The organism is Microcoleus sp. B9-D4, assembly GCF_036705105.1.
Classification (GTDB): Bacteria; Cyanobacteriota; Cyanobacteriia; order Cyanobacteriales; family Microcoleaceae; genus Microcoleus.
On sequence record NZ_JAUBTS010000023.1, the window covers coordinates 1 to 13,367 of the forward strand.

Genomic DNA, 13,367 nt, shown 5'->3' on the forward strand with positions numbered 1-13,367 from the left:
CAGCTAAGCTTATAAAGAGAATTGGTCTAAGTTACGAAAGTGGCGGGGGAACTCCGTCACTCAAAAAAGCCTTTGAACAAAAGGAAAAAGAAGCCTGCGGTCTAACTGTACTCAGTTGACCGTCAGGTTCGTTCACGTTTACAGATGGTTTCGCAGCGACTGCAGGCGACCTGAGCCGATCGGGTATGAAAGGGCAAACATTAGGAAAAATCTATGGATAACAATAGCAACTTACTCAAACAACTGGTAATGCTGGGCATTGGTACTACCTCTCTGGTGGCAGAGAAATTGCAGGAAGTCAGCGAGCAATGGGTCAAAGATGGCAAAATCAATCCTGAGCAAGCCAAAACCTTTGTCGATGACATGACCGAGCACATCAAGTCTGAACAGGGCAATTGGGAGACGCAGTTGCAGCGGCAACTACGGAATATGCTGCAAGATATGGGAGTTCCCCGACAGTCGGAAATGGATGAGTTGCGGGGAAGGCTCGATCGTTTGGAACGTCAGATGCGGGATTTAGAAAACCGTAACTGGCGCTGAGTTCGATCGGGCCCGACGGTTGCCTGCTATCTTGTGATAAGATTGTCACCCGAAGGCAGAAGGCTCAAAAAGGCACTTATGTAGAAGCCACTTATGTAGAATTACAAACATTCTGACTTCATACTTTGGCCTTTAAAATTATCTGGAACCTGCCCTTGTTTGGTGGAAAAGTTCAGATAAAATTTGGTAGTTTTTGTTGTACTAGATGTCTTAGATATCTGAGAGATCGCGATTTAAAGTATCAGGAGGATTAATTTTGCGAGGAGTTCTAGTCAGCTTGGGAGTAATGCTGGTTTGCTTTTTGTTTTTGATAGTCGCTCAAATGGGCGGTTCTGGGTCCCAAGCAGTTGCAGCCGAATTGAACAATCTTTTACCCGAGACAGCTATTGAGAAGTTGTCAGCGCAGTCTTTGAATGAAAATAGCTTGCTAGTAGCTGATGCTACTTTACCAGAGGTACCAGCTACTATCGCTGGCAATGACATGACTGATAATACTGAGAAAACTGTTAATACTGAGAAAACTGTCACCACAGATTCAGGTCTGAAATATGTTGAATTGAAAGAGGGTAAGGGGGCGACTCCAAAAACCGGGCAGACTGTTGTCGTACACTACACGGGAACTTTGGAGGATGGCACGAAGTTTGACAGTTCGCGCGATCGCAATTCTCCTTTTCAGTTCAAAATTGGCGTGGGTCAAGTAATTAAGGGTTGGGATGAAGGTGTCGGTACGATGAAAGTTGGAGACCGCCGCCAATTGATTATTCCCCCTGAACTCGGTTACGGCGCTCGCGGTGCGGGCGGGGTGATTCCTCCTAATGCTACGCTGATTTTTGATGTGGAATTGTTGAGAATCGGTGGCTAGGTAGCTCAATCTCATTCAACGTAAAACTTTTACGGTATTTAGAAACCCGGTTTTTTTTAAGAAACCGGGTTTCTGTGTATGTTCTGGTTGATTTACGATCGCTTCGGAGATGCCAGATTGCGGAAGCAGGTATATTGGGCGTCAAATAATAGTTTAATGATTCCTGTGGGGCCGTTTCTGTGTTTGGTAATAATTACTTCTGCAATTCCGCGATCGGGCGAGTCAGGGTTGTAATATTCATCGCGGTAGAGCATAATTACTAAATCTGCGTCTTGCTCTATGGAATTATGGGCATACAAACCTTGTGTGGCAAAGCTTTCAATATTTTCTACTGTCATATCGTAAACCATTTCTTCGCCACAAAAATTGATTTCTTTCACCTTATCCCAATAGATATCGCTAACAGCTAGCTTGAATATCTCTTCGGCATCCAAAATATTCCCCAACTGATATGCGCGTTCTCGACCAATATCACATTTGTAATCCGTTGTGGCTGAATAACGCATACCTAAGCAATCTTGCATCTGTTTGACGGTTAAACCAAGGCGCTTTTGGGCAAGATTGACTTGAGTTCGCCAAAGTTCATTCGGAATTAAATCCCGATTAGTCTTCCCACTATCAGCATTATTTAAATATATTTTTACCTCTTCCAAACTAGATTTTTTATAATTACCAACTGCACCAATTACATTCGCAAATATTTCTATGTCTGATTTCCCTCCTAACCAAACTTGATATTGTGCGCGCCCTTTTTTACCTTGAGAAATAACTCTGACAGCCGCATTGATGTTCAGTCTAAGCAACAGAGAACGGACTCCTCTGGCTAACTTCTCGCTACTAGAAGCATAATAAATAGCTGGATAAAGACATTTCTTCCCTTTAGTCGGTTTGATACAACCATCAGTTGCCCATAGGTGTCGAAGGAAAAGAGCGATCGATTCTTGCGGTTGGGTAAATACTAAACTGGGAATAAATTTTTCATGGGAACGTAAACCAAATATTTCTAATTGTTCGAGCCATTTAGTAATCTGATTTTTAATATTGGGAGCGAGACGATAACTAGCGGAGAGATAAACTTGATACCAATCGCGTTCGCGTTTAATGCGGGGATTAATTTGATCACCAAATACTTCTCTAGCCAAATGTGCAACTAATTCAGCTAAATCTAATTCTCGCGTCGTGTACTGAATGGTATGTCGGGGTAAAGTACAACCATCACCAATTAAATGTCCTAGTAAAGCTAATTCAGCATTACCCATCGTCTGCACTTCAGTACAAGGAATTGAGCGAGGTGTAGCAATTCGATCGCCTATTTTTAATTCATCTAACCGCTTCCAACCATCTGATGTAAAGAACTTATGATTGCCTGTTGCTGTAATCGAATTTCCCAAGCAAGTCGTCATCTCCCAGACGGGCTTGACTCCAGTACAAAAAGCATTAGTCACCATCGCTTTTTCCTGTTTCAGGGTATCTGAATTTAATCCCCAAACAGCAAAGCCAGATTTGCCGACTAAATCACGAATCGGGACTTCTAATCCACTATCCGCCATGGTAACTAAACTATCGCCACCGAGACAGCCACTTTCGCGTAAATCAGACATCATGGGCCGCTTGTTTGTCCTCGCTTCCACACCCCGACTCAACTGAGATAAGGCAATAATCGGCACGTTGAGTTCGCGGGCTAAACCTTTAAGACTTCTGGTAATTCGAGATAGTTCTTGCACGCGGTTGTCGCTGGTACCTTCCATTAATTGGAGGTAATCTAGCAAGACTAATCCTAGGGTTCCGCCTTGTTCTGCTTGGAGGCGGCGGACTTTCGATCGGATTTCTGTGACGGTAATATTGGGAGTATCGTCAATAAACAGCGGTAGTTCTGATAAATTGCCAATGGCTGTACTGATGGGTTCCCATTCGTTTTGACTGATTCTACCCGATCGCAATCGGTTACTTTCTATTTTGGCTTCGCTGGACAGGATGCGCTGCACTAGCTGTTCTTTCGACATTTCTAAGCTGAAAACGGCAACCGGCAATTTCTGCTGTCCGGCGGCGATGTGGTGGGCGATGTTGGTACAAAAGGCGGTTTTGCCCATCGCCGGCCTAGCCGCAACGATGATTAAATCCGATCGCTGAAAACCTCCTGTCATGGCATCTAAGTCATAGAAACCGCAGGGAATACCGGGAAGTGTCAGGCCTTCATTGCGATTTTCTAGGTCTTGAAATGTTTGGTTTAGCGTTTCGCCGATCGACACTAAATCCTGTTGCGGGCGTTCTTGAGTTATGCTGAAAATTTCTTGTTCGGCGCGGTCTAAGACTGTTTCTAGTGGTGTTGCCGTTTCGTAACCTAATTGTACTATGTTGTTGCCAGCTTCGATTAATTTGCGACGCTGATATTTGTCTTCAACTAAAACTGCATATTGGTCGATGTTGACTGCGGAAACTGTGCGATCGACTAATTGTGCTAATTTAGTTAGTCCTCCTACTTGCTCTAACTGGTTGCGGTCGGTTAGCGAAGTTGTTACCGTCATTAAATCGGTAGGTTGACCCTGTAAAAATAGCCCTAATGCCGATCGATAAATGACTTGATGAGCGGTGATGGCAAAAAACTCCGGCCGCAGAAGTTCGGCAATTCGGGAAATAGCTTCGGGGTCAATTAAAATCCCCCCCAAAATAGCTTCTTCTGCCTCTATATTTGTCGGCATCAAATCGCTCATTAGTCAATAGTCCTCAGTCATTAGTTGTTAGTCATTAGTTATTAGTCATTAGTTTAGGACTTACGCACCAACTCTATCTGTAGGGTGCTTCAGGGCGCACCTTATTCCTATTTATAGCGCATTTAACCATTTTTTGGGTAAATCCTATAGCTATTAGTTGCCAGTGATTAGTCCTCAGTTTTAAATCTGCAAGTTAGCAGTCCTCAGTCCTTAGTTAGCGTTACTCACTTCTTATATCATGTCCGATCGAGCGATTAAAAGGGCGGGTTTTTGAGATTGTCAATTATTGGCAGATATTTGTCGTGAACCTGCCCCTACCGTATTAGGGGTAATCGACCGGACATAATATTAGTTAGCGGTACTCTGTTCTTAGCTAATGACTAATGACTAATGACTAATGACTAATGACTAATGACTAACAACTAATGACTGATAACTCTTAATTACATTGGAACAACTTGAATATCAACTTCGGCAGTAACTTCGGCGTGAAGTTTGATTTCAGCTTTGTATGTACCAGTTTGGCGAATTTCGGGTAGGGTGATGCCGCGCCGATCGACTTCTTGACTGGTAGAGTTGAAAATTAGTTCTGCTACTTCTTGGTTGGTAACAGTACCAAAAATCGCGTCAGCTTCGCCAACTTGCTTGGAAATGATGAAAGGCCCAGCCGATTCGAGGGCGGTTTTGCGGACTTCAGCTTGCTGCTTGAGCTCTAGCTGGCGTAGTCTTTCTTCTTCACGGCGGCGCTCTGCTTGCTTGAGAATGCCTGGAGTGGCTTTAAATCCCATGCCTTGGGGTACTAGGTAGTTGCGGGCGTAGCCTGGGGCTACTTCTACTACGTCGCCAGCTTTGCCGAGTTTGCTGACATCTTTATTTAAAACTAATTGAACGCGCTTGGCCATGATCGTGGGTTGTGGGGTTTTAACTGCAACTTTTTATAATAGCGAAGTTTGAGGGGCGATCGCAAGGAAGAAGGAAGAAGGAAGAAGGAAGAGAGAAAAGTAGGTACGGACAGCCCACCAGCTAATTAGTGTCAACTTAAGCTATCAGTCCGCCACTCCTCCCACCCACCCGCCAGTCCGCCAGGGACTGAAGTCCCTGTCTCAAAGCTAAAGTCCTCTGAAGAGGACTAATGAGTTCTTCATTCCTCTTCAGAGGACTTTAGCTATTAGACGGGGTTTCAACCCCTGGCGGACTGACGGGTGGACGAGAAGACTGAGCGACTAAAAGCTTAAGTTGACACGAAGAAGGGCATTGCCGCGTCCCTACTGCGCCCCGTAGGTAATGATCGATCGCGCTACAGTAGCAACTAACTGGGTCGGATTGATCGGCTTGGCTAAATGTTTGTCAAATCCGGCTTGCAAAATTTGGCGCTCGTTGGCTTCTCCAGCATAGGCAGTTAAGGCGATCGCCAACAACTGCCGATACTCAGGCGCAAGCTGAGTGCGGATGCGATTTATCAACATATACCCGTCCATATCGGGCATTCCAATGTCGCTGACGAGCAAATCCGGTGCAGTTTGTTCGATCGACTGTAGCGCCTCAGCAGCAGATGACAGGGAAATCACCTCTGCACCCGCTTCCTCAAGCACAAAAGCGACAAAATCTCGCGAGTCGAGTTCATCATCTACCACCAAAATTCTCAATCCAGCTAGTGGCAAGGATGAGAGATCGGGACTAGCAGCCCCATTGACAGCTTCCTCCTCCTGCCTTCTAGAATCATCATTTAATAGCGGTAATCTCACCGTAAACGTCGCTCCTTGACCAACTCCTGCGCTTTCTGCAAACACCGTTCCGCCGTGAAGTTCGATCAGTTGGCGAACGATCGCCAATCCCAGTCCCAAGCCGCCAAATTTGCGAGTTGTAGCGCCATCTTCTTGCCGGAAATGGTCGAAAACATAAGGCAAGAAATCGGGAATAATACCTTTACCAGTGTCTGTGACTTGAATTTGAGCTTGGTGTTCGATTTGCGCTAATCTAACTTCAACTCTACCGCCTTCGGGAGTGAATTTTACCGCGTTTGATAACAAATTCCACACAATTTGCTGCAAGCGACTTGTATCGCCTACAACTTTCCCCACATCGCGATTTAAGATTGTTTGGATTTGAATTTTTTTAGCTTCGGCTGCTAATTGCACCGTTTCCACAGCAGACGGAATAATGGTTGCCAGATTCACCGGAGCAACATTCAATCTGAGTTTTCCTTGCAGAATCCGAGACACGTCAAGCAAGTCTTCGATTAATTGAGATTGCAGTCTGGCGTTGCGCTCGATCGTCTCAAAGGCTTTGGCAGTTTGAGTCGGCTTCAGCTTGCCGCCGACTAGCAGTTGCGACCAGCCTAAAATCGGATTCAGGGGCGATCGCAACTCGTGAGAAAGCACCGCCAGAAACTCGTCTTTAATGCGGTTAGCTCGCTCGGCTTCCGCGCGGGCAGTTTGTTCTAATTGCAGAACCATATCGCGCTCGGTTTCCACTTGTTTGCGCTCTGTAATGTCGATCACAGAGCCGATATAACCCTCAAATTGTCCGCTTTTGGAAAATCTGGGAGCAGCCGCATCGATCGCCCAAGAATATCCGCCATCCTTACGTCTGATGCGGTATTCCACGCGGAAAGATTCCTGGCGTTCGTTGGCTGTCAAAAATGCGTTCTTGGCCTGTTCTCGGTCTTCTGGATGCAGCGCGTTTACCCAACCCAATCCCAAACCTGTTTCCTCAGTTTGACCTGTAAAGTCATACCAGGTTTGGCTCAGGAAACTACAGTAGCCTGTGGAGTTTGTTACCCATACCATAAAGGGAGTGTTGTTAGCCATATTGCGGAATCGTTCTTCGCTTTCTTGCAACGCGGCTTCTGCTTGTTTGCGTTCAGTGATATCCCGACAGACAATCACTCCGCCTTTGATGTCGCTGCTAGCATCAACTACTGGATAACCGCTGATACTGATCCAGCGTTCTGCGGAATCATCGCGGCGGACAAATACCTCTACATCATTGACATATTCACCTTTGATTGCTCTGGCTAGAGGTAGTTCAGCGTCGGGGAAGAGAGTGTTTTTGTCTGGCAAAAATAGCCCGTAAGTTCTCGACCATTCCTCACAAGATTTTTCATTCGATAGCTGACCGAATATTCCTACGGCGGCTCGGTTAAACAACACAAACTCCCCTTGTTGGTTGGCCAAAATCAAGCCATCACCAATGCTGTCAATAATTACTTGCAGTAACTTAGTTTGTTCTTGCATAGCGACTTCTGCTCGTTTGCGATTTGTGATGTCGCTGGAGATGCCAATCAAGCCGATGACTTCTCCCGCCTCATTGCGGTAGGGAGCTTTCATTGACACAAATGTCCGAATGCCATCGGGAGATTCTTCGACGACTTCTGTTTCTCCAGATTCCATAATGCGCCGATCGTTTCCCGTGACTGTGGCTCCAAGTTCTGCTATTGGGTAGAAATCCCGATCGCGCCGGCCAATTACTTCAGCAGCAGGTTTGCCCAGTACGTCCAGCGTGGCTGGATTGGCATAAATAATCCGTCCTTCTCGATCTTTTACAAAAATTGGCGTGGGTGCTGACTCGTTAATTACATTCAAAATCGCATTTTTTTGCCGCAGTTCTTCTTCAGTGCGTTTGCGATCGCTAATATCGCTCCAATAAGCCGTAAGTCCTTCGGCCGCAGGATAGGCGCTCACTTCTATATACATTTGGAGCGAGGGCGAGAACTCTTCAAATTTGACAGAAACTTGCTCGTTAACGACTCGATGAAATTCTTGATATGCCCTTGAATAGGATTCTTTTTCGGCGGGGAATACCTCCCAGATCGATCGACCTAACAAGTCGTTTCTCGATCGAGAAAGCAGTTTTTCTGCTGTGGCATTAACGTAGGTAAAGCGCCATTGTGAATCGATCGCGATAAAGGCATCGGTAATACTTTCTATAATATTGCTGACTTGTTGGTTGGCCCCAGAGAGCGCGAGTTCAGCGTTTTTGCGCTCGGTGATGATTTCGCAAAAAATCATGATGCCGCCAATCTCATTAGTGTTGGTTCGCCAAGGGTGAATTTCCCAGCGCACCCAGTCGATAGAGCCATCAGGGCGGGGAAACTGCTCTTCAGGGCAGGTTTCGACTGCTCCCGCCAGACAGCGCTGGTGGATTTGTTTGAAATGATCGGGCAAATTAGGAAAGATGTCGTAGTGCGATCGGCCCACAATGTTTTGAGTGCCGAGCCCGTAACTTGCCAGCCAGCGGTCGCTCACCAGCATATACCGCATCTGGCGGTCAAACATCGCCACTCCCGCAGGCGAATGTTTTACGAACAGTCGCAGTTGCTCTTCCTGTTGCCGCAGGAGATTCTCCGATTGTTTGCGATCGCTGATTTCTTTGAAAAGTATGGCGACTTTTCGGCTCTGCGGCTCAGGAGTGCGGAACGCCAAAACCTCGAACCAGCGGTTCATGACTTCCGAGCCGTGCTCGAAGCGCAAGGACTCCCCCGTCAGCGCGACTTTGCCGTACATCTCAAACCAATAATCTTCGAGTTCAGGAAGCATCTGTCGCGCCGTTTTACCCGCAGCTTGTTCGAGTCCGGTTTGTTTCAAGAAGGCCGGATTGACTTCCAAAAAGCGGTAATCGATCGGCTTTTCGTTGGCGTCAAACAGCATTTCGATGATGCAAAAGCCTTCGTCTAGGCACTCAAACAAAGTGCGATAGCGTTCCTCAGAGTGGCGCAAAGCAGCAAGAGCTTGTTTGCGATCGCTAATATCCATAAAGGCCGCCACACAGCCACGAACTGCGCCCTGTTCGTCAAATAACGGCACCGCATTCACCAACCAATCAAAGGCTACCCCGTCCTCGCGCACCATTTGAATTTCCATATCTCGCACTTCGACGCCGGAAGCCACGGCCAGTTGCATGGGCAGTTGTTCTCCCGGAATTTCTTCTCCGTTGCGGAATCGTCTAAACGGAAGGGCTGCGGCTTGCTCTCCGGTTCCAGAAACATTGGTATCCGGCGGCACTATCAACATCGACTGGGCAAACCGGTTAGCCCGAATTACTTTACACTGTGGGTCGTGGGCGATCGTAATGCCAACGGGTACAGCATCAAGTATCGATTCCAGTTCATTGACTCGTCGCTCTAGTTCTTGGTTGAGCCGTTCAATTTCTTTTTTGGTAGCTTTGCGCTCTGTAATTTCTAGCACCGTCACATTCACTCCCAGGACGCGATCGTCCTCGGCCCTCAGTGGATAGACACTCAACAGCCAATCCTGTTCGACTCCCGGCTGTGCTGAGTTCGTCCTGCGAAGTTCGAGCTGTTGAAGTGGAACTTTAGTTTCAATAACTTGTCGGTAAAGTGGCTCTAAATCATCTGCCATTTCTGGCAAGATTTCGCGCAATGTTTTGCCGATGTGGGTGGCGGCTGGAACTCCGTTTATTTCTGCTAGCTGATCGTTGATGCGGACAAACCGCAACTCGGTATCGAGGAAGCAAAGTCCGATCGGCGCACTAGCATAAATCGCCTCGATTTCTGCTAGTTGTTGCTGCGAAGTTTGTGCTTGTTTAATTGAATCAGCCCGAGCCGCGTTCTGCTCGGTGACATCTTGAAAATAAACGGCAAGTCCCGATGGGATGGGATAAGCTCGTACCGCATACCAAGCATTGAGTGGCGGATCAAAAAATTCAAAACTAACCGTAATTTGTTCCCGAACAGGCAAGATGCCTGTTCCACAAGAAGAAAATTCATCTTTTGTGGAACGGGCATCTTGCCCGTTCTTGAGAATGGTGCAAGATGTGATCTCAAACAAACTGCCCACTGATTCGGGAAACTCTTCCCAAATGCTGTTGCCAATCAAATCTTTCGAGGGTCGATTCAGCCACCGCGCCGCTTGCGAATTGAGGTAGGTAAATCGCCAGTCTCGATCCAAAGCAAAGAACCCGTCCGAAATACTTTCGAGGGTGTCTGACAGTTGGGCAGCGGGCGCGTTACAGACTGGTTCAGGCTGAGGTTGAGCGATAGGAGTGAAGGTTGTTACTACGGCATAGGGAGTCGATCGATCTCCCTGAAATAAAGGTTGAGAATTGAGCGTCAACCAAATCAATTCTCCCTGTGGCCGATAAAAGCCCATGATGACATTTAAACATGGTTGCCCGGTTTGCAGCGCCACCATCGCCGGATGTGTCTCGCCGGGAAAATCTGAGCCATCTTCACGCAGAGTCTGCCACCGAGTTTTGATTGAAGTGCATAAGAGCATCTGTTCTGCTGTCATCCCCAACAGCTCCTGGGCGTGAGAATTGCACCCCTGAATGCTACCATCTGCCAATTGCAGAACCATCCCTACATCAGTTGGCAAAGGCGCGACTGGGTAGAACGCTTTGTTAGAATCCGTTGAAACAGAGGGGTCGATTTTTGCTTGGGGTTCAGTATTGCGTGGGTTTTGCATCGGTTTCTAACAACGATCATTTTACTTTGGGCAAAGCAAATCGCGCTCAATAATAGGGAAATAACCAGAGGAACTTTTGACTTGAGCAGGGTGACACTTCAAACCTAAGATGGATGTCGATCGTTCTGCGGTAATATCGATATCTAGACAATTTATTTTATCGTAGAGTCCCACGTCTGAACCATTTGCGGGATTCAGCACAGGCGACGGGGAATTTTCTGGCTGTTTCAAATGCCAGGTTAGTCCGTCTCATCAGTTTTCCGTGTTGCTGCATATTACCCATTGCTGTTGCTGGTTTTCGCGCGCGAACAGATGGCACTTGCACACAGATAAATAAGTAGATTAAGCTGGAAAATACATAAGCCCTCTCTTGCAGCGAGTGAAACGAAGCAATCGCTCTTGTTACCCCCGCCTTACATTCTGTTACATTGTGGTAAACTTTATTGGCGCCTACCTACTTAAAAACCCGGTTTCTTGGCGTAAACCAGATGGTAAATTTAGGCAAGGTTCTGTTCGTCTCAACGGTAAACGGGCGAGCGTATTTACCCAATACAGGGCAGCCTGCTTCCTGGCGTGCCGACGTTTGTGTCAAGTTTGACCGCGCGCCTTTTACCTTTGTTAATTTCACAAACTTAATCCTATGCACATATTCATCGCCGGCGATCGCAACTATATTCTGGGGTTGGCAGCACTTCTTAAGTCTATAGATTTGAATGTTAGTAAATCTGGACAAGAGCAGGTAAAAATTACCATTGTATCTACCGGCATAGCTCCAAAGCAAAAGGAACAGTTACAGAATTGCTGCAAATACCAGATTGAATGGCAAGAATTGCAATCTAGTTACGACCAACTTCTTTCCCTGTCAGGTTCTAAACTTACTTACGTTAGATTGGAGCCACGAAAATATACCAAGGAAACAGAAAGGCTGATTTGGCTCGACAGCGACACGATCGTTCTGGGAAGTTTAGAGCCGCTGTGGAACCTAGATCTTAAAACAATGCCGATAGCAGCCGCACCCAACGTCTGGGGAAATCCGAACAATTCTCAAGATCGAAACCCTTATTTAAATGCTGGCGTTTTAGTTTACAACATGAAGCTTTGGGAGGAAGAGCAACTGTCCGAAAAGTTGATGGAAAACGCTCGATTAAACCTTTGGGTGGATCACGATCAGGGTGCATTAAATTCATTTTTAGCGGGAAGGTGGAAGCAATTAGACCAAATCTGGAACAACCACAAGACTGATGATATGTCAAGTAAAGTGATGCACTTTATGTCAAGACCGAAACCGTGGGAAAGCTCAACCCCCAATCAATTATGGCTCGATATGTTGTGTCAGACACCGTTTAAGGACGAAGTGGAAAAAATTCCCAAGAAGTTTAATTGGCTGTCGAGCTTTAAGATAAAATACAGAGCATTTGGCCAGTGGTTGACAGAACCGATACTCAAGTTTAAGAGTTACCAGAAGAGAAAAAAACGTTAAGGTCAAAATTGGTCTTTCATGCCGCGCAATCGAGCGAAGGTTTGCACTGGATCGTGGGTGTTGGTGGCTGATTGGAGGTTGGGAAAATCCCAGCGCAAAAATGGGTTTGTGCTTTTTTCGAGGCCGATCGATGATGGTATTGTAGGTTGCGATCGACTGCGCGCTTCTTTGACTTCGGCGAAGCGCTGCTGTAAATCGGGATTGTCGCCATCCACACTCAAGGCAAATTGCAGGTTGTTCAGCGTGTATTCGTGGGCGCACCAGACTCTGGTACTATCGGGCAAGTTTCGCAGTTGCGCCAGAGAGGCTAACATTTGGGCGGGAGTGCCTTCTTTGAGCCTGCCGCAGCCGCCGGCAAATAAGGTGTCGCCGCAGAACAATTCGCCGATTTCGCTGGGGTTGCTGGGGGGGAAATAGTAGGCGATGTGAGCTTTTGTGTGGCCGGGTAGGAAGAAGACTTCGGCGGTTCTGTTGGCGAAAGAAACTCGATCGCCCGCTTGTAAAAACACTTGCTGTCCGGGTATTCTGCCTCGGTCTTCTGCGCCACCGTAAACTTTAATTTGGGGAAAGCGATCGATCAGTTCCTGATTGCCGCCTATGTGGTCGCTGTGGTGGTGGGTAATGAAAATTGCGGTTAATTCGGCTCCGAGTGCTTGCAGTTGCTCTAATACTGGCTGCGATCGCGCTGGATCGACGACGGCTGCTGTGTGGCGATCGGGGTCGTGCAGCAAGAAAATGTAATTGTCGGACAGTACCGGAAGCCGATAAACCTGCATAGAAAAGTGCCTCTCTCGGAAAAATATTATATAATTAAGTTAGTCTGAACGCTATCCGAAGGCTGATTGCAGATTTATTAAGTCCGCATATCTATCTTGGGAAGTAAAACTCTGATACGTTTTCTAATACGTTTTCTAATACGTTATTTCTGCTGTTGAGCAAATTGATTGGCGGTCGGGTACGCACTATTTTTGAGTCAAGAACTGCAATCGGCTTTAACTATTTTGGCATAAAAGCGATCGAATAAATGCGAACATCTCACAACAAATCGAACTTAACAATTTCTCAAAAAGTCGATCGGATTGTAGCGTCTGGCAAGATCAGTCGCAGGGAACACTTAGTTTTGACTTCGGCTATCCTGTCAGATGATAAAATTTCAGAAGAGGATCGACATCAGATTAATCGGATATTTGATTATATCCAAATCGGTCGCCTCAAGTTTATCGATTGAACAGAAAGACTTGCACAGTCAGCATCTGTCTGGAGTGTAAAAAGCGTTTTTTAGGAGTGCGATCGTCCCGTCGGACACAGCAAAGCCTAGATATTTCGCTTTAATTCTCCGGCTCACGCGG

Annotated in this window: 8 protein-coding genes; 4 read left to right on the top strand and 4 right to left on the bottom strand. The window is 46.6% G+C overall.

Annotated elements, in window-relative coordinates; genetic code table 11:
- Positions 1 to 213 precede the first annotated feature (213 nt).
- Both QUB24_RS15800 and QUB24_RS15805 read left to right on the top strand, forming a co-directional pair.
- Entirely contained in the window at positions 214 to 540 is a 327-nt protein-coding gene (locus tag QUB24_RS15800; protein ID WP_333053835.1) for a phasin family protein, read from the top strand.
- Between the two features lie 256 nt (positions 541 to 796).
- Positions 797 to 1,402: an FKBP-type peptidyl-prolyl cis-trans isomerase gene (locus tag QUB24_RS15805; protein ID WP_333154081.1), complete on the top strand. Its 606-nt coding sequence runs from the start codon at positions 797 to 799 to the stop codon at positions 1,400 to 1,402.
- Between the two features lie 92 nt (positions 1,403 to 1,494).
- Here QUB24_RS15805 and QUB24_RS15810 read toward each other — a convergent pair whose 3' ends face one another.
- The 3 genes from QUB24_RS15810 to QUB24_RS15820 all read right to left on the bottom strand — a co-directional run bounded on the left by QUB24_RS15810 (position 1,495) and on the right by QUB24_RS15820 (position 10,538).
- On the bottom strand, positions 1,495 to 4,113 hold the full coding sequence (locus tag QUB24_RS15810; protein ID WP_333154082.1) for a replicative DNA helicase: 2,619 nt from the start codon (positions 4,111 to 4,113) through the stop codon (positions 1,495 to 1,497).
- Between the two features lie 443 nt (positions 4,114 to 4,556).
- Positions 4,557 to 5,015 (bottom strand): 50S ribosomal protein L9, encoded by a 459-nt coding sequence (rplI, locus tag QUB24_RS15815; RefSeq protein WP_333053831.1) that lies wholly within the window; start codon positions 5,013 to 5,015, stop codon positions 4,557 to 4,559.
- A 363-nt stretch (positions 5,016 to 5,378) separates the two neighbouring features.
- The gene (locus tag QUB24_RS15820; RefSeq protein WP_333154083.1) at positions 5,379 to 10,538 is read right to left on the bottom strand and encodes a PAS domain-containing protein; all 5,160 of its coding nucleotides are present in this window, start codon (positions 10,536 to 10,538) and stop codon (positions 5,379 to 5,381) included.
- Between the two features lie 640 nt (positions 10,539 to 11,178).
- On the opposite strand from QUB24_RS15820, the gene QUB24_RS15825 reads away from it, so the two are divergent.
- A complete protein-coding gene (locus QUB24_RS15825) occupies positions 11,179 to 12,018 on the top strand; it encodes a glycosyltransferase (protein ID WP_333154084.1) in 840 nt (279 codons plus the stop codon).
- Between the two features lie 2 nt (positions 12,019 to 12,020).
- On the opposite strand, the gene gloB is transcribed toward QUB24_RS15825, so the two are convergent.
- On the bottom strand, positions 12,021 to 12,794 hold the full coding sequence (gene gloB / locus QUB24_RS15830) for a hydroxyacylglutathione hydrolase (RefSeq protein WP_333154085.1): 774 nt from the start codon (positions 12,792 to 12,794) through the stop codon (positions 12,021 to 12,023).
- A 248-nt stretch (positions 12,795 to 13,042) separates the two neighbouring features.
- On the opposite strand from gloB, the gene QUB24_RS15835 reads away from it, so the two are divergent.
- Entirely contained in the window at positions 13,043 to 13,246 is a 204-nt protein-coding gene (locus QUB24_RS15835) for a hypothetical protein (RefSeq protein WP_006634790.1), read from the top strand.
- The last annotated feature ends 121 nt before the right edge of the window (positions 13,247 to 13,367 follow it).